15 protein-coding genes and 1 pseudogene are annotated in these 15,267 nt (G+C 69.0%); 4 read left to right on the top strand and 12 right to left on the bottom strand.

Going from position 1 to position 15,267, the window contains the following annotated elements; all coding sequences use genetic code 11:
* The first annotated feature begins 8 nt into the window (after positions 1-8).
* Together SNAS_RS12705 and SNAS_RS12700 are read left to right on the top strand one after the other, a co-directional pair.
* Positions 9-1,277: a sensor histidine kinase gene (locus SNAS_RS12705; RefSeq protein ID WP_013017831.1), complete on the top strand. Its 1,269-nt coding sequence runs from the start codon at positions 9-11 to the stop codon at positions 1,275-1,277.
* The gene (locus SNAS_RS12700; RefSeq protein WP_013017830.1) at positions 1,274-1,915 is read left to right on the top strand and encodes a response regulator; all 642 of its coding nucleotides are present in this window, start codon (positions 1,274-1,276) and stop codon (positions 1,913-1,915) included. Before SNAS_RS12705 ends, SNAS_RS12700 begins: the two co-directional genes overlap by 4 nt.
* Positions 1,916-1,927: 12 nt before the next feature.
* On the opposite strand, the gene SNAS_RS12695 is transcribed toward SNAS_RS12700, so the two are convergent.
* The 10 genes from SNAS_RS12695 to SNAS_RS12650 form a co-directional block, all read right to left on the bottom strand.
* Complete coding sequence (locus SNAS_RS12695; protein ID WP_013017829.1) at positions 1,928-4,711, bottom strand: DUF7824 domain-containing protein; 2,784 nt, start codon at positions 4,709-4,711, stop codon at positions 1,928-1,930.
* Between the two features lie 18 nt (positions 4,712-4,729).
* On the bottom strand, positions 4,730-6,085 hold the full coding sequence (locus tag SNAS_RS12690) for an SWIM zinc finger family protein (RefSeq protein ID WP_013017828.1): 1,356 nt from the start codon (positions 6,083-6,085) through the stop codon (positions 4,730-4,732).
* A 39-nt stretch (positions 6,086-6,124) separates the two neighbouring features.
* Positions 6,125-7,723, bottom strand: a complete 1,599-nt coding sequence (locus tag SNAS_RS12685; protein WP_013017827.1) for an RsmB/NOP family class I SAM-dependent RNA methyltransferase — start codon at positions 7,721-7,723, stop codon at positions 6,125-6,127.
* Positions 7,720-8,646 carry a methionyl-tRNA formyltransferase gene (gene fmt / locus SNAS_RS12680; protein WP_013017826.1) on the bottom strand — a complete coding sequence of 309 codons (927 nt, stop codon included), beginning with the start codon at positions 8,644-8,646 and terminating at the stop codon, positions 7,720-7,722. Before fmt ends, SNAS_RS12685 begins: the two co-directional genes overlap by 4 nt.
* Positions 8,643-9,194 (bottom strand): peptide deformylase, encoded by a 552-nt coding sequence (gene def / locus SNAS_RS12675; RefSeq protein ID WP_013017825.1) that lies wholly within the window; start codon positions 9,192-9,194, stop codon positions 8,643-8,645. Before def ends, fmt begins: the two co-directional genes overlap by 4 nt.
* 149 nt (positions 9,195-9,343) lie before the next feature.
* The gene (locus SNAS_RS12670) at positions 9,344-10,072 is read right to left on the bottom strand and encodes a hypothetical protein (protein WP_013017824.1); all 729 of its coding nucleotides are present in this window, start codon (positions 10,070-10,072) and stop codon (positions 9,344-9,346) included.
* A complete protein-coding gene (locus tag SNAS_RS12665; RefSeq protein WP_013017823.1) occupies positions 10,029-10,304 on the bottom strand; it encodes an MHYT domain-containing protein in 276 nt (91 codons plus the stop codon). Before SNAS_RS12665 ends, SNAS_RS12670 begins: the two co-directional genes overlap by 44 nt.
* Before the next feature lie 28 nt (positions 10,305-10,332).
* On the bottom strand, positions 10,333-11,055 hold the full coding sequence (locus SNAS_RS12660) for a hypothetical protein (protein WP_013017822.1): 723 nt from the start codon (positions 11,053-11,055) through the stop codon (positions 10,333-10,335).
* Positions 11,052-11,930: an ATP-binding cassette domain-containing protein gene (locus SNAS_RS12655; RefSeq protein WP_013017821.1), complete on the bottom strand. Its 879-nt coding sequence runs from the start codon at positions 11,928-11,930 to the stop codon at positions 11,052-11,054. Before SNAS_RS12655 ends, SNAS_RS12660 begins: the two co-directional genes overlap by 4 nt.
* Complete coding sequence (locus SNAS_RS12650; RefSeq protein WP_013017820.1) at positions 11,927-12,295, bottom strand: GntR family transcriptional regulator; 369 nt, start codon at positions 12,293-12,295, stop codon at positions 11,927-11,929. Before SNAS_RS12650 ends, SNAS_RS12655 begins: the two co-directional genes overlap by 4 nt.
* Before the next feature lie 126 nt (positions 12,296-12,421).
* Here SNAS_RS12650 and SNAS_RS12645 point away from each other — a divergent pair.
* Positions 12,422-12,904 (top strand): annotated as a pseudogene (locus SNAS_RS12645) (hypothetical protein); the annotation flags it as partial.
* On the opposite strand, the gene SNAS_RS12640 reads toward SNAS_RS12645, so the two are convergent.
* Complete coding sequence (locus SNAS_RS12640) at positions 12,901-13,614, bottom strand: GbsR/MarR family transcriptional regulator (protein ID WP_013017817.1); 714 nt, start codon at positions 13,612-13,614, stop codon at positions 12,901-12,903. The pseudogene SNAS_RS12645 and the gene SNAS_RS12640 overlap by 4 nt on opposite strands.
* Before the next feature lie 198 nt (positions 13,615-13,812).
* On the opposite strand from SNAS_RS12640, the gene SNAS_RS12635 reads away from it, so the two are divergent.
* Complete coding sequence (locus tag SNAS_RS12635) at positions 13,813-14,949, top strand: serine hydrolase domain-containing protein (RefSeq protein ID WP_013017816.1); 1,137 nt, start codon at positions 13,813-13,815, stop codon at positions 14,947-14,949.
* Positions 14,950-14,956: 7 nt separating this feature from the next.
* Here SNAS_RS12635 and SNAS_RS12630 read toward each other — a convergent pair whose 3' ends face one another.
* Positions 14,957-15,256: a ribosomal protein L7/L12 gene (locus SNAS_RS12630; protein WP_211207382.1), complete on the bottom strand. Its 300-nt coding sequence runs from the start codon at positions 15,254-15,256 to the stop codon at positions 14,957-14,959.
* Positions 15,257-15,267 lie beyond the last annotated feature (11 nt).

Raw genomic sequence — 15,267 nt, 5'->3', positions numbered from 1 at the left:
TGGCGCCCGTGACGACACCCCACGGACCTCGCCCGGTCTCGGCCTCCGCTGGCCGCCTGGCCGGGCCTGGTACCGCTCCCGGCGGCGATCCCGAGCCCCTGGAACACCGCTGGAACCGCATCTGGGCGCTGCTGCCGTTCGCGTTGCTGGCACCGGCGTCGGTGATAGCCGCCCTCGACACGACCGGATGGATCGCGCGCGGGTTGATCCTCGCGCTGGCGGTGGCTCTGGCGGGCTGGCACATCTGGTGGATCCTGTGTAATCCACAGTGGCCAGAACAGTCGCTGGCACACATGGCGGTGTACTTCCTCGGCGCGATAGCACTGCTGGCCGCGCTGCGTTCGCGGGACGAGGTCTTCGTCATCGCGGTATCCGGCTTCTTTCCGATGGCGTTTGTCGCGCTGCCGGGAGCATGGGCCTACCCCGGAGTGGTGCTGCTGAGTCTGCTGACAGTTCCCGAGGCACCGCGAGGGTTGTGGCAAGGACTGACCCTCGGTGACCTGCTGTTCCCGACGGTGGGGGTGGCGGTGGCGAGTTTCATCGGGGCCATGATGCGGACGGTGGAGCGCGAGGCCATCCGACGCCGCGAGGTCAACGCCCGACTGGTCGCGCTGGCCGACGAGAACGCCGCCCTGCAGGCGCGCCTCGTCGAACAGGCCCGCCAGGCCGGTGTCACGGCCGAACGGGCTCGGCTCGCCCGCGACATGCACGACACCGTCGCCCAGGGGCTGGCCGGGATCGTCACCCAGCTCGAAACCGCCGAGGCCGATCCCGACGACACCGCCCGACGGTTGCGCATCGCCCGTGACCTGGCTCGCGACAGTCTCGTGGAGGTGCGCCGCAGCGTCGCCGCGCTGCGTCCGGCGCTGCTCGACGACGCCGATCTCGCCGAGGCGCTGGCTCGCGAGGTCGACGCGTGGCGGCACCGCAACGACATCGCCGCCACGTTCACGGTCACCGGGACGCCGGTCCCGCTCGACGCGGCGGTGGACGAGGCGGTGCTGCGGGTGGCTCAGGAGGCGCTGTCCAACACCGCCCGGCACGCGAAGGCGTCCCGGCTCGGCGTCACACTGTCATATATGGAGGACATGCTGGTGCTGGACATTCGCGACGACGGCGAGGGATTCGCCGTCGACGCCGAGCCTCGTCAGGGGTTTGGTCTCACCGCGATGCGGCAGCGGGTGGAGCAGCTCGACGGCAGTGTCCACATCGAGTCGAAGCCCGGTGCGGGTACCGCCGTCAGTGTCAGTCTCCCGCTCGACGGTGACGACCAATGACGATCGCTTTGCTGATCGTGGACGATCATCCGGTGGTGCGGGATGGCTTGCGCGGCATGCTGTCGACCCAGTCCGACTTCACCGTCGTCGGTGAGGCCGCCGGTGGAGAGGAGGCGCTGGCGATGCTGTCGGACCACGACGTCGACGTGATGCTGACCGATCTGCGCATGCCCGCCCCGTCCGGTGCGGCGTTGATCCGGCTCATCGCGAAACGGCACCCGCGGGTGCGGGTGCTGGTGTTGACCACTTATGACACCGACGCCGACGTCCTGCCCGCTATGGAGGCCGGGGCGGTGGGCTACCTGCTGAAGGACACGCCCCGCCAGGATCTGTACCGGGCGGTGCGCTCGGCCGCCGACGGCGAGACGGCCCTGTCCCCGTCGGTGGCGGCCCGGCTCGTCGACCGGCTGCGGTCGCCGGGTCCCGCGAGATCGTCCGCGTTGAGTGCCCGGGAGATCGAGGTGCTGTCGCTCGTAGCGGCCGGAAACTCCAATAAGGCCATCGCCGCCGCGTTGTTCATCAGCGAGGCCACGGTCAAGACCCATCTGCTGCACATCTACGGCAAGCTCGGCGTCAACGACCGTGCGGCGGCGGTGGCCGCCGGGTACGACAGCGGCCTGCTGGGTCCGTCCAGTTGAGGTCGTCGCGGCTCATGGCGAGGGGTTCGGGCGGGTCAGGTATTGGTGCAGCCGTCGGGTCTCGCGCAGTAGTTTGCTGGAGCCGCGCCGGGTGGCGGTCTGCGCGATAGTCGGGATTTCGCCGTGGGCGCCAACGGTTTCGGCGGTGCGGGCGGCCAGTTCCGCCAGGTCGGCGAGCCGGTTGGGTGCCGGGTCGGTCGTCAGGAGTTTCGGCAGGGCCGTCGCCAGGATTCGCCAGACCTGTTCGGCCGCACCGGCTTCGGCGGTTTCGCGTAGCGCCACCGCGATGCGGGTGCATTTGCCCAGTCCGGACAGGACGTTGTCGGCCATCGCGTCGGCGAGGGCTTCGGCGTCGAGCTGGTCGCGGGCGGCCAGCACCGTGAGCGCTTCCACCGCGCAGGCGCGGTCGGCGGCGGTGGCGACGGTGAGCCCGAAGGCGAGGCAGGTGGTGAGGCTGACACCGGTCGGGCCGTCGGCTTCGGCCAGATCGGGCAGCATCGCCAGGTAGTAGCGATCTTCCCTGGGCTGGATCAGGTCCCAGTACGCCTCCGGGCCCAGTAGCCAGGCGAGGTGGGCGGCCAGGACGTCGCGGCGGGCCGGGAAGACGGCGCTCCAGGTGCGGGGCCAGTCCGGGCGCTCGACGGTGACGTCTTCCTCCAGGACGCGCTGGGCGAACGACAGTCGCAGCTGGTCCAGCAGTTGCGTGCCGACCGGATTCGGTTGCCGGATCGACACTGTGGCCAGCGGCAGCGCCTTCTCGTCGTCCTCGTCGCCGTAACGGTCGTACATGACCATGGGCCGTTCGACGACGCTGATCTCGGGGCGGTCGCGGGACGCGAGCCAGTCGGCCAGCCGTCGCCCGGCCGGGCTGGTCAGTTTCGCCGCCCGTGCGATCACGTCCGCGTCGGCGTCGTTCGGCAGTCGCAGCAGGGCCTGTTGGAAGTCGAGCTCCCACGGCTGCCAGTCCTCGGATTCGGCGCGTTCGATGCGTTCGATGAGGACGGACGGGTCAATGCGTCCGATCGTGTCGGTCGGGGTGGCCACCAGCGTCGGCACCGGTCGTTCGGTGATGGCCCAGGCGATTTCGGCCAGCCGGTGTGCCAGGACCCGTTCGGGGCCGGACATCCCGGCCAGGCCCTTGCGCCAGTATGAGAGCTGGGTCGACCACTCCTTGGTGCGCTGTTCTTCGGGAACCGTTGGGCCGTAGAGGATGTCCGCGTCCAGTTCGATCGGGTAGGCGTCACCGGCCGCGCGGGCGGCGGCGTACAGGACGCCGTCGAGCAGTCGGGGTTCGAGGCCGTTGTACCAGCGCGGGTCGATGAAGTCGAGTTCGGACAGTACCGGTTTGAGTGCCGCCGCCAGACCGGGACGGTCGCGGTGGCTGAACGTCACCAGTGCCGCCAGGACCGGTTCGATGCTCGCCGGGTCAAGGCGTTCGCCGTGCGGGTCGGTGGTGAGCGTGGCGCGCAGGCCCGCCATCCGTTCGGCGAGCTCCGCGACCGAGGCGATGGGTTCCGGCATCGGCAGCGAGCCGGGAGCGTCGGGTGCCGCGACGGGTTCGGGTGTCGGAACCGGTTCGAGGTCGAGGATTCCGGCGAGGCGTTCGCGTTCGGCGGTGGGCAGGGTCGTCGCCTGGCTCGCCAGGGCGGTACGGGTTTCGGGTGTCAGCACGGCGGCATGGGCGCCGACCAGTGTGACGGCGCGGCTTTGGATATCGGTGGAATCATGTCCGAAGGCGATCGCGCTCGCGGTCATCAGGTCGGCGGCAACATCGGCATGTCGCCGGACCGCTTTGTCGATCCAGGACAGTTGGTCGCGGACAATCTTGCGCTCCGGCCGGAACAGCACCCGTTCGGCGGCGTCGACGACGATGGAGCCGTCGAGGTGCCCGGCTTCGTCGGCGGATCGCAGTGCCTTCTGCGCGACCCCGGCGGTCGCGGGGGCGGCGTCCGGGAGCAGGGCGGCGAAGTCTCGGGCGCGTTCGGCGACCTCGGTCGGGGTGGCCGCGAGGCTCTCCAGCAGTTTGCGGTACGGCAGCAGGTCGCCGGGCCTGCCGCCGCGCAGCAGTCGGCGCAGGCAGCCGTCGATGAGGAATCCCCGCTCGACGTCGCCGCGCTCCATGAGCGATTCCAGATAGGTCGGCAGCGCGAGCTTGCCGTGGTCGGTCCACAGCAGGATCTCGAAGTGCCGCCCGAGGCCGTCCAGGGCGAACAGCGCGTCGAGCATCGTCGGCAGTAGCGCGTCGGCGCGCATCCGGGCCAGGCGTTCGTCGTATGTGGCCTCGCCGTAGTTGATGTAGCGTCCGATCCAGCATTCGGTGAACCCGAGGGTGACCGGCGGGGTGATGCCGAGTTCGGAGACCTTGGCGACCACGAAGTCCCGCCACTCGCTGGATCCCGAGTAACGCAGCCGGGCGGCCAGGCTCTCGAACACGTCGATGATCCAGGCGTCGTCACGAGCGTGCAGTACCCGGGTCAGCCGGTCGGTCCGCTGACGGCTGGCGGTCACCTCGAAGCCGCGCGGGAAGTTGTGCCAGGCCGATTGGAGCAGTTCGGCTTCCCGGCGCAGCCAGTTGGCGACAGCGGCGGCACTGTTCGTGACACCGACGACGGCCAGCCGCGCCGACTCCACGTTGGCCTTGTCCTCGCCGTTCCACCAGGACTTCACGAACGTCGACAGTGGCCCCGACAGGGCCCGGCGCTGCCGGTCGTCCAGTCGCACCAGTTGCTCGGCGAAGTCGTCGACATCACCGGGCTGGCGGGCGGTCAGCCGGGTTTCCAGGTCGTTCCACTCCACGGGGGATCCTCTTCGGGGTCAGGACTCGTCGGAACCGTTGAGACTCATGTGGACGGCGAGCACGTGTTTGCACTTGCCGCGTTCGCCCCGGTGTTCGGCCCACCAGCGGCAGGTGCAGCCCGCCGGGAGGCCGTCGGCGTCGAGCCGCACCTGGTAGCGCTTGTCGCGGCTGGTGACGTTGGCGATGTCTCCGGTGATGTGGACGGCGCCGGAGCGGGCCAGTGCGCGGGCGTTGCGCAGCCGGGGGTTGAGCTGTTCCACCTTGTCGGCGTCGTAGGGCAGTTCGCGGTGGAAGAACGACGCGTTGGCCACGTCGTAGCCGACCCGGCCCGCCGTTCCCAGCTGGGTCAGTGCGGCCCGGACCCGCTGCGGGCTCAGTCCACTGGTGTCGGCCAGGACGGCGATGTCGATGTAGGGGCGGAAGTCCAGCAGGTTCCCGATCAACTCGGCGTCGGATTCCACCGCGTCGTCGATGAGCGCGTCGAGGACGGCGCCCTCGCCGGAGAAGCCCCGGCGGGGTTCGGGCGACAGGGTCAGCATCAGCCGCATGTCCGGCAGCACCAGTTCCCAGGCCGACGCGGTCGGTGGCGCCGAGTGGGTGACCGGTGGGCCGTAAACGCGTAGCGACTTGGCGAACCGCAGCAGTGGCCGCAGGGTCTCCAGCCGGGACGGTCCGGCGAGACAGACCGCTCCCGGTGCGGGGCGCGAGGTTCGGCGCAGGCCGCGTCCGGCGACGGACAGCCACACGATGTCGGCGGCCTGTTCGCCGGTCGGCAGTGAGCGCAGGAACCGGGTGGCCTCAGGGGCGGACAGTTCGGCGCGCAGGTCGAAGCGGGGCGTGATCACCTGTACTTCGGCGAAGCCGCGCAGCCAGCGTTGCGGCAGTGGGACCTTCTTCTCGGTGACCTTGGTGTCCGTAGTGGTCACCGACAGTTCCTCGGCGCCGACGTTGAGGCGCAGCGGATCACGTCCGCCTACTTTGGCCAGTGCCTCGCACAGCGCGGCGTTGAAGTCGACATTGGTGGTGCCCCGGTCGCGCATCTCGCCGTCCAGGGCGGCCGAGGCGACGTCGAAGCGCGCGTAGACGCCGCCGCAGGAGGAGAAGGACTCGAACCGCAGTCCGTCGCCGTCGCAGGTCACCACGGGGTCGCGCAGCGAGGCCAGGCCGGGCTGGAAGTACCGCGCCCTGGCGACAGCGGCGGTGGCCAGCAGTCCGGTGGCGGCGGTCTCGGGGTGCTGGAGGAAACCGGTGAAGAAGTCGGGGTTGGCGGCGGCGCCCTGGGTCGTCACGCCGCCGGAGGTGGCCAGGCCGAGTCGCCCTGAGGCGATAGTGGAGGGTCGCAGGTAGCGGTAGACCTGGGGGGTCGTGGTCATGCCGTGCACTGTATACGTGGCATCTGACTGCCAGCCTGGTCAGTCGCGCCGCAGGATCGCGCAGAACATGGCGTCGGTGCCGTGGCGGTGCGGCCACAGTTGCACGGTGGGGCCGTCGCCCAGGTGCGGCAGCTCGGCCGGGAACAGCGGCCGGGCATCCACAAGGGAAGCGCCGGTCGCGGTGGCCACGATCTCGTGGGTCTCGGCGATCACCGGTGAGCAGGTCACGTAGGCGACCACGCCGCCGGGGCGCACCAGCCGCAGCGCCGAGGCCAGCAGTTCGGTCTGGAGTTCCCGCAGACCGTCCAGGTCGGATTCGGCGCGCCGCCAGCGGGCCTCGGGACGGCGCCGCAGCGCACCCAGGCCGCTACAGGGGGCGTCGACGAGGACGCGGTCGAAACTGTCGCTTGTGGTGTACGTGCGGCCGTCGGCAGTGACGACGTCGACGTCGAGGTCCTTGGTCGTCTCGGCGACCAGCCGGGCCCGGTGTTCGGCGACCTCGACGGCGGTGAGCTTCGCGTCGCGCCGCGCGGCGAGGCTGCCCAGCAGCGCGGCCTTGCCGCCGGGGCCCGCGCACAGGTCGAGCCAGCGTTCGTCGCGGCCGGTCAGCGGGGCGGCGGCCAGGGCCAGTGCGACGAGTTGGCTGCCCTCGTCCTGGACGTGGGCGCGGCCGTCGCGGATCGCGGCGAGGTCGCCGGGGTCGCCGCTGTCGAGTTCCACGGCGTACGCCGACCAGCGGCCGAGACTGCCGTCGGTCTGTCGTGCGAGTTCGGTGGCGTCGATGAGGCCGGGCCGGGCGCACAACTGCACGGCCGGGGAGACGTTGTCGGCGGCCAGGGCCGCGACGAGTTCGTCGGGCTCGGCCTCGGCCCCGTCGGTGTCGCCGTGCGGCTCAACGGCACCGGCGGGGCTGTCCGTCGCGGCGGCCCGCGACTCGTCACGCCGGACCGCGGTCGGGTACGTCTCCGGCAGGAACCCGGTCTCGTCGACCTCGACCCGCAGCTCGGCCGGGCCGGTTGGCCCGGCACCGGAGTCGGACGGTTCGCCGCTGGCCGAGCCGGACTCGGACGGACCCGCCAGTGCCTCGGCGAAGCGCCGCACGATCCACTCCGGATGCGACTGTCGCAGCGCCAGGTCGGCGAGTTCTTCGCCGGTGGACAGTTTGTCGAGCCAGTCCTCCAGGCTGTAGCGCGAGACCTTGCGCATCACCGCGTTGACGAAACCGGCCGGACGGTGCCCGCATACCTTGCGGGCCAGCGAGACCGTGGTGTTCGCGGCCGCGTGGGCGGCGACCCGCGTGTATAGCAGCTGGTAGACACCCAGGCGCAGCACGTCGGCGACCGACTGGTCCAGGGCGGAGACGGCACGGCCGCTGGCCGAGGCGATGACCGCGTCGAGACTGCCGCGCCGTCGCAGGGTGCCGTAGCTGAGTTCGGTGGCGAAGGCGGCGTCGCGGCCGCTGACCCCGCGGTGCCGCAACAGTTTCGGCAGCACCAGGTTGGCGTAGGCGTCCTGTGTGGAGACCGCGGCCAACACCTCGTAGGCGATCCGGCGCGGATTGTCCACGGTGGCGCTGCGGCCGTGGCGGCCGTGGCGCGGGTCGCGGCTGGCGCCGCGGTCGTGACGTCGGTCGGTCACGAGAACACGATTTCGTCGCTGGTGTGCAGTCCCCGGCCCCAGGCGTCGGCGGCCATGCGTTTCTTGCCGGGCGGCTGGATCTCCCCCAGCCGCACCGGGTCGGTGCCGGTGCCGACGTGCACCGTGGACTTGGAGACCGCCACGGCGCCGGGCAGCAGGGCCGGGCCCTGCGGGTCGGGCGTGACCGGACCCAGCCGGACCCGCTGACCGTCCCAGGTGGTCCAGGCTCCCGGTGCCGGGGTGACCGCCCGGACGCGACGGTCGACGGCGAAGGCCGGGTCGTCCCAGCGGATCCGGGCGTCGTCCACGGAGACCTTGGGGGCCATGGAGATACCGTGCTCCGGCTGCGGGACGGCCCGGGCCTGTCCGGACTCGATGGAGTCCAGCACGTCGCGCAGCAGCTGGGCGCCGGAGTCGGCCAGTCGGGTCAACAGGTCACCGGAGGTGTCGTGCGCGCCGATGGTTTCGGTGAGGCTGCCGTAGATCGGGCCGGTGTCGAGCCCGGCCTCCAGCTGGAACACGCAGGCGCCGGTGACCTCGTCGCCGTGCAGCACCGCGTGCTGGACCGGCGCCGCGCCCCGCCAGGCGGGCAGCAGCGAGAAGTGCAGGTTGATCCAGCCGTGCCGGGGTATGTCCAGTGCGGACTGCGGCACCAGGGCGCCGTACGCGACCACCGGGACGCAGTCGGGCGCCAGTTCGGCCAGCCGGTGCTGGAACTCCGGTTCGCGGGGTTTGGCGGGCGTCAGCACCTCGACGCCGTTGGCGTCGGCCCATTCGCCCGCCGGGGAGCGGTGCAGTTTGCGGCCCCGGCCGCTGGGCGCGTCGGGACGGGTGACGACCGCCAGCAGTTCGTGTCCACTGTCGGCGATGGCTTGCAGGGACGGGACGGCCACCTCGGGCGTTCCCGCGAACACCAACCTCATTTTTTGAAGAACACACCCTTGTTGTCGTGGGGGCTGATCTTGACCTTGACGTCATCGTTGTACCACTCGGCCGACCGGATCTCCTTCATCGCGGCCTTGCGGCGCTCGGGGTCGAGCCGGTCCAGGAACAGGATCCCGTCCAGGTGGTCGGTCTCGTGTTGCAGACAACGCGCCATCAAGCCGGTGCCGACGATCTGCATCGGGTCACCGTATTCGTTGTAGCCCTTGGCTATCACGTTCTGGCGGCGGACGGTGTCGAAATACAGGCCCGGAATGGACAGACAGCCCTCGGGGCCGTCCTGCTCCTCCTCGTCGGGGAACTCCAGCACCGGGTTGGCCAAATGTCCGATGACGTCGTCGACGTCGAAGGCGAAGACGCGCAGTCCGACGCCCAGCTGCGGCGCCGCCAGGCCCGCGCCGCCCTCGTCGAGCATGGTGTCGGTCAAATTCCGGACGAGTTTGCGAAACTCCTTGTCAAAGGTCTTCACCTCGTCGGCGGGGGTACGCAACACCGGATCGCCGAACAATCGAATCGGCACGATGGACATCGACAGGCTCCTCAACAGCTGATTTAGGCGTGTCCGGCAAGTTTAAGTGCCGTTTGCCGCGTGTGACATCCGCATTGGCGCATGAACTACGCCTATGCGAATGTTCCACGTGAAACGGACATTTGCCACATGCCCATCGATCTGTCGAGTTAGGACTTCTTGGCGGGGATGGCGGCGTTGCGCAACTGCACCCACAGCAGGCCGTAGAACAGTGCGATCACCACGATCCCGACGGTCAGCGCCAGTGGCCACGAGGGGTCGAAGTCGTACAGGTTGTCGAGGACCAGCGGCGCGGCCCAGCCGGTGCCCAGCGCCACCTCGGTGCCGGTCGCCATCGCGAACACCGGCACCGCCGCGAAGGTGGCCCAGGCGCCGTAGCGGTAGAACAGCGTGCCCAGCGCCCAACCGGCGAAGAAGTGCGCGCCGAATACCAGGCAGAACTCCAGCAGCAGCAGTCCCCACTGGTCGGGTGAGTCGAACAGGTGCGGCGACTCGTAGTCCAGTTTCCAGCCCGCCGCCGCGTACAGCCGTCCCTCGGCGAAGATCGTCACCGTCAGCATCGCCGCGGCGGTGAGACTGGCCGCCAGTCCGGCGAGCACGCCGCCGATGGCGAAGTCGCGTCGGGTCACGCCACAGGCGACATAGGGTCCCAGCCAGGCGTTGGTGAAGAGCAGTCCCACCACGAACAGCCAGTAGCGGGGCGCGCTGAGGACGAAGTCGACGATGCTGGTGGTCGGGGTGCCGAGGTACGCGACGACACTGATGATGGTGCTGGTGATCACGATCGCGATCAGCCAGATCCCGGCGAACCACTTGAGGTAGTCGGCCAGAACGTCACGAGCGATGCGCGACCAGTTCGGTGCTGCGTGCGAGGTCACGACCTCTCCTCTCCTTGATGACGACGGGGGCGGGCACCCGGCGCGCCGGCAGCGGCACCGGGTGGTGGACGCGGCGCCGGTTGCGGTGCCGGATGGTCTCGGTGACGACGGCGGCGCCGAGGACCGAGACGACGATCAGCAGCGCGACCGCGGTGTGTCCCGGTCGGTACTCGCGGGACAGCTCGGGAGGCGAGCCGGCGAAGAACGCTGCCATCGAGGTGAATGCGATCACGGTTCATCCTCCTTCCACTGTCGGTGGTCTATGTGGACCTGATGGGTACGGTTCGGGTCAGCAGCAGGCACAGCAGCGCCAGTACGGCGACGCTCAGAGCGTCGGCGGACACCGCCACCACCTGCGGCAGGCCGGTGAGGTCGACGCTGGCGAACAGCTCCGACAACGGCTTGTCGCCGAGCTTCACCACGTCCATGAACAGCCCCGGCAGCAGGGCCGGGACGATGACCGCGATCCCGGCGACGCCGCCGTGCCGGTAGAAGGTCACCGAGATCAGCCAACCGGCGAAGAAGTACGCGACGTGCAGCAGCGTGAACTCCACGGTGGATTCGAGCATCCGCGCGGGCGAGGCGACGAACTCGGTCGCGGCCGGGAACGGCGGCAGCCCCTGGGCCATGGCGATTCCGCGTTCGGCGAGGAACCCCAGCTCCATCAGCACCCCGAACAGCGCGGACCCGGCCAGGCCGTACAGCACCGCGCCGATCGTGAGGGTGCGTCGGGTGACGCCGTGTCCGACGAAGATCCGCACGTACTGCGAGGTGACGACGGTTCCGGCGGCCAGCATCAGGTACTGCGACCACCAGCAGGCGCCGATCCAGACGCTCTCCTTCATCCCGGCGGTCGCCGAGACGATGACACCGATCGTCAGGAACAGCAGATACAGTCCGCCCCAGAAGATCGCGGCGACCCACCACTGTGACCTCAGCAGGTTGGCGGTGACCCGGACCGGCCGGGCGGTCGGCGCCGTCATGTCCGCTCCCGCGGCTTGGTCAGGTGCACGAACAGGTCCTGCAACGGCACCGGACCCAGTTCCAGACCGGCGGTCTTGGCGGCGCGCTGCCGGTCGTCGGACAACTCCCCGAACACGGTGACCTGCGCCGAACCGCCCAGCTGCTGCCGGTTCAGCACGGTCAGGCCCTCGGTGAAGGTGTCGACGGCGGCGGCCGGGCCGGTGACGGCCACCCCGCGTTCCCGCACGTCCTCGGTGGGTTCGTGCAGCACCACCTGACCCTTGTCGATGATGAGCACCTCTTCGAACAAAGAGGACACTTCCTCGATGAGGTGGGTCGACAGGATGAAGGTCCGGGGGTGCGCGAGGTAGTCGGCCAGCAGTTCCTCGTAGAAGGCGTAGCGGCTGGGCGCGTCCATGCCCAGGTGCACCTCGTCGAAGATGGTCAGCGGCGCCCGGCTGGCCATGCCGAGCACGACGCCCAGCGCCGACTTGGTGCCCCGCGACAGCGCCCTGACCCGTTTGCGCAGCGGCAGCTCGAACCGGTCGACGAGCTTGTTGGCCAGTTCCCAGTCCCACGAGGCCCGGTAGCGGGCGGCGAAGTCCAGCACGGTGCTCACCCGGCTGGTGTCGCTGACGTCGCCACCCTCCCGGATCAGGCACACCCCGGACATGACGGCGGCGTTCTCGAACGGGCGCTGCCCGTTGACGCGCACCTCCCCCGCGGTCTCGGGCCGGTACGCGGCCAGCACCGAGACCAGGCTGGTCTTTCCGGAACCGTTGCGGCCCAGCAGTCCGACGATCTTTCCGCCCGCTATGGAGAAGGTCATGTCATCGAGGGCCCGGGTGTCGCCGTAGTCGAGGCACAGGCCCGTGACGTCAATTCCGAAGTTCATTGGTTCTCACCGGTTTCTGCTGCTTTGATGTGCCCGACCACGTCGTCGAGCGGGATGCCGATGGTCCGGGCCTCACTGATCATCGGGTCGACGACGTCGGTGAAGAAACGGGAGCGGTGTGCCTCGCGCAGCTTCGCGCGGGCGTCAGGGCTGACGAACATGCCGATGCCGCGGCGCTTGTAGAGAATGCCCTCGTCGAGCAGTTCCCGCAGCCCCTTCGCGGCGGTGGCCGGATTGATGCGGTAGGTGGCCGCGTACTCGTTGGTCGACATGACCTGCGAATCCTCCGCGAGCGCGCCGGAGAGTATGTCGCCTTTGATCCGTTCGGCGATCTGTCGGTAGATCGGACTGCGGTCGTCAAACACGGGCACCTCCTCGTTCGCTAGCTCTGTGGTTCATTACTTGACTAACTAACCATAGAACGTCCGCGCCGATTCGACAACCCCGCCCCCGTTTTCGGTCGTGTCAGTGCGGTGTCAGCCGGGTGGCGGCCGGTCGACGAGTGGCTGCCCGAACTGGCGAACCGTCAGGTGCTCAAGGATCCCGACGGTGCGCTCGACGACACCGTCCCGGCGAAACGGCCGATCAGCGTGCGGGTCCTAGATCCGTTGGGGATGAAGGACACCGGCTTCCACGTGCCCGCCGGCAAGATGGACCGGTTCCCGCCGCTGTACGCCCCCGACTCGCAGACCGGGGAGTTCAAGGTGGAGGACGAGGCCGAGGGCGGGCACCTGGCGTACGGCCTGGGACAGCACGGCGGCTGGGGTTTCGGGATGGCGGTGCGCACCTTCCGGGGTGACTACGCGCCCCTCGGCCAGTTCGGCTAGGACGGCGGCTCCGGCACCTCCGTGTACGCCGACCCGCACAACCGGCTCACCGGGATCCTGCTCACCCAGACCGGAATGTCCACCCCGGACTCCGCGCTGCTCATCAACGATTTCTGGACCACGCTGTACCAGGCGATCGACGACTAGGGCTCAGGAGGGAAGAGGACGTGGCGCCAGCGTTCGGCTGAACGCGCCACGTCCTCGTTGACGTGGTTCAGGAACTGGCTCAAGCGATCCAGCCGGGAGCCAGCGGGGGTTTCAGCGCCGAGTGACTGGGCGCCGCGCGCGGACACGGTGACGATGAGCGCGTCGACGCGCGAGTTGGCCATGACGGTGCGAAACCACGCGTCGTCGTCGAAGACGTAGCGTTCGGCCCGGTTACGGGGATCGCGCTCGCGTTTGATCATCTCCAAACCCTCCAGGTAGCCGACGGCCTTGGAGATCGAGGCGGGGCTGACACCGAGCCGCCGCACCAGTTCGGCCGAGGTGAGACTGCCGCCGTCGGTGGTCAGAAGCGCGGCGAGCACCTTGGCCACCATCTGCGAGAGTCCGGTCTGGACGAACAGGTCCGTCAGCTGCGCCGCCGTCTGCTCGACCGTGCGGGGATCGCGACCGCCCAAATCGACGCCGCCGCGTGCTGGCCGGGGAGTGGGTCGGTGCCGGGGTTCGGGGTGTTTGCTGGCGCGGTGCGCCCGGTCGGCGTAGTAGTGGCGCGGCCCGCCGTTGCGCGTCACCTCGCGGGTGACGGTCGACGTCGGGCGGCCGATGCGGCGCGCGATGGCGGCGTAGGTCAGTCCGTCGCGCAGTCCCGCCGCGATGTGTCGTCGGTCCTGTTGGGTGAGACGTTCTCCGGGCAATGGGTGTCCTTGGGTGTCGAGTCGTCAACCGCTTAATGCAACGACATCATTGCATTAGTCGGCAGAGCCATGCAACGAAATTCTTTATTTTAGCTGCTGCTTCTCTCGTTGCTTCATGAATCAGTGATGGTCTTTCATGCTTATGCAACGTAACTTTTTAAGAGTCGTAAACATAACTCATTCATGAGGGAGACAGCAATGAACAACACCGAGATCCAGCGGGCGCTCGACTGGGCGGTGGCCGAGGTCGGGATTCCCGGCATCGTCGCCCACGTCAAGGACGGCGACCAGACCTGGTTCGGTACCGCGGGCGTGTCCGATCTCAAGACCGGCGCCCCACGCCGACGCGGCGAGCACGCCCAGATCGGCAGTGGCGGCAAGTCGGTCATGGCCGCGATCCTGTTGGGCCTCGAAGCCGAGGGCAAGCTGAGCATCGACGATCCGGTGAACCGGTGGCTGCCGGGCGTGTTGAACGTCAACGGCTACGACGGCGACACGATCACCATCCGGCACCTGCTCCAGAACACCGCCGGACTGTTCGCCACCGGGCTGGCGCCGGAGATCGCGCACCGGTTCGCCACCCGGGCCTCGTTCCTGAAGCACCGGCACCACGAGTTCACCACCGACGACCTGTTCGCGATGACGGTCTCGCAGCCGCCGGTCGGGCAGCCCGGTGAACGGTTCCTGTACGCCAACGGCGGTTTCTACCTCGCCGAGGCGATGATCGAGAAGATCACCGGCAACAGTTTCGCCGAGGAGGTCGAGAAACGGGTCATACGGCCACTCCGTCTGCGCGACACCTACGTGCGTCCCGACAACGACACCACGTACCGCGATCCCCACCCGCGCGGGTACTCGCGGCAGTTCTACAAGGACGGCACCGACCTGAACGCCGTCGACGGGGAGAACTGGGCGTCCTTTCTGGAGGACCCCGATCTGGAACCCCTCGACGTGACCGAGTTCAACACCTCGTGGGTGCCCGGAAACATCGTCTCCACCACCGACGACATGATCCGGATGGTCGGCGCGCTGGCCAGCGGAAAGCTGCTGCCCGCCGAGCAGCACCGCGAGATGTGGACCACGGTCACCACCGAGGGCTCCAACTGGCTGCCGTACACCCGCTACGGCCTCGGTCTGTTCGAGTTCGACCCGGACGTCACCGGCGGGCGGCGGCTGCGCGGCGTCGGCGGCAGCTTCTGGGGCGCCATGTTCTTCACGGTGAGCACCGAGGACGGCGAGCACGTCATCTCGGTCCAGTCCAATTTCGAGCTGGCCTCGTGGGAGGTGCTCCAGCGGATCTTCGAGGCGGGCTTCGGCGTCACCTTCACACCCTGAGCCGGGGTCAGTCGAGCATGCGCTCGACCGCGTCCTTGGCCTCCTTCAGGCTGGAGCCGGTGAGTTCGCGATGGCGTTTGATGGCCTGGATCTTCTTGCCCCGAAGCGCCAGTTCCGTCACCTCCGACAGTTCGGAGGCGGCGGTGTCGATGCCGAGGTGTTCCATGATCTGGTTGAGTTTGCGGTCCACGCGGGCGTGGTGACGCTGGTTCGTCGTCACCAGCCCCGACAGGGTGTTCATGATCAGCACGCTGGTCAGCAGGGTGATCGCGACCAGGATCGTCAGCATGGTCATATCGAATTCCATGGATCGTGAAG

Origin of the sequence: Stackebrandtia nassauensis DSM 44728 (genome assembly GCF_000024545.1) — a bacterium.
Taxonomy (GTDB): Bacteria; Actinomycetota; Actinomycetes; order Mycobacteriales; family Micromonosporaceae; genus Stackebrandtia; species Stackebrandtia nassauensis.
This window is presented reverse-complemented; position numbering and strand designations above follow the sequence as displayed.

What these genes read in the sequence shown, in the direction of transcription:
- SNAS_RS12700 (WP_013017830.1), top strand. Translation starts at nt 1,274, where the DNA reads ATGACGATCGCTTTGCTGATCGTGGACGATCATCCGGTGGTGCGGGAT.
- SNAS_RS12690 (WP_013017828.1), bottom strand. Translation starts at nt 6,085, where the DNA reads ATGACCACGACCCCCCAGGTCTACCGCTACCTGCGACCCTCCACTATC.
- fmt (WP_013017826.1), bottom strand. Translation starts at nt 8,646, where the DNA reads ATGAGGTTGGTGTTCGCGGGAACGCCCGAGGTGGCCGTCCCGTCCCTG.
- def (WP_013017825.1), bottom strand. Translation starts at nt 9,194, where the DNA reads ATGTCCATCGTGCCGATTCGATTGTTCGGCGATCCGGTGTTGCGTACC.
- SNAS_RS12660 (WP_013017822.1), bottom strand. Translation starts at nt 11,055, where the DNA reads ATGACGGCGCCGACCGCCCGGCCGGTCCGGGTCACCGCCAACCTGCTG.
- SNAS_RS12655 (WP_013017821.1), bottom strand. Translation starts at nt 11,930, where the DNA reads ATGAACTTCGGAATTGACGTCACGGGCCTGTGCCTCGACTACGGCGAC.
- SNAS_RS12635 (WP_013017816.1), top strand. Translation starts at nt 13,813, where the DNA reads ATGAACAACACCGAGATCCAGCGGGCGCTCGACTGGGCGGTGGCCGAG.
- SNAS_RS12630 (WP_211207382.1), bottom strand. Translation starts at nt 15,256, where the DNA reads ATGGAATTCGATATGACCATGCTGACGATCCTGGTCGCGATCACCCTG.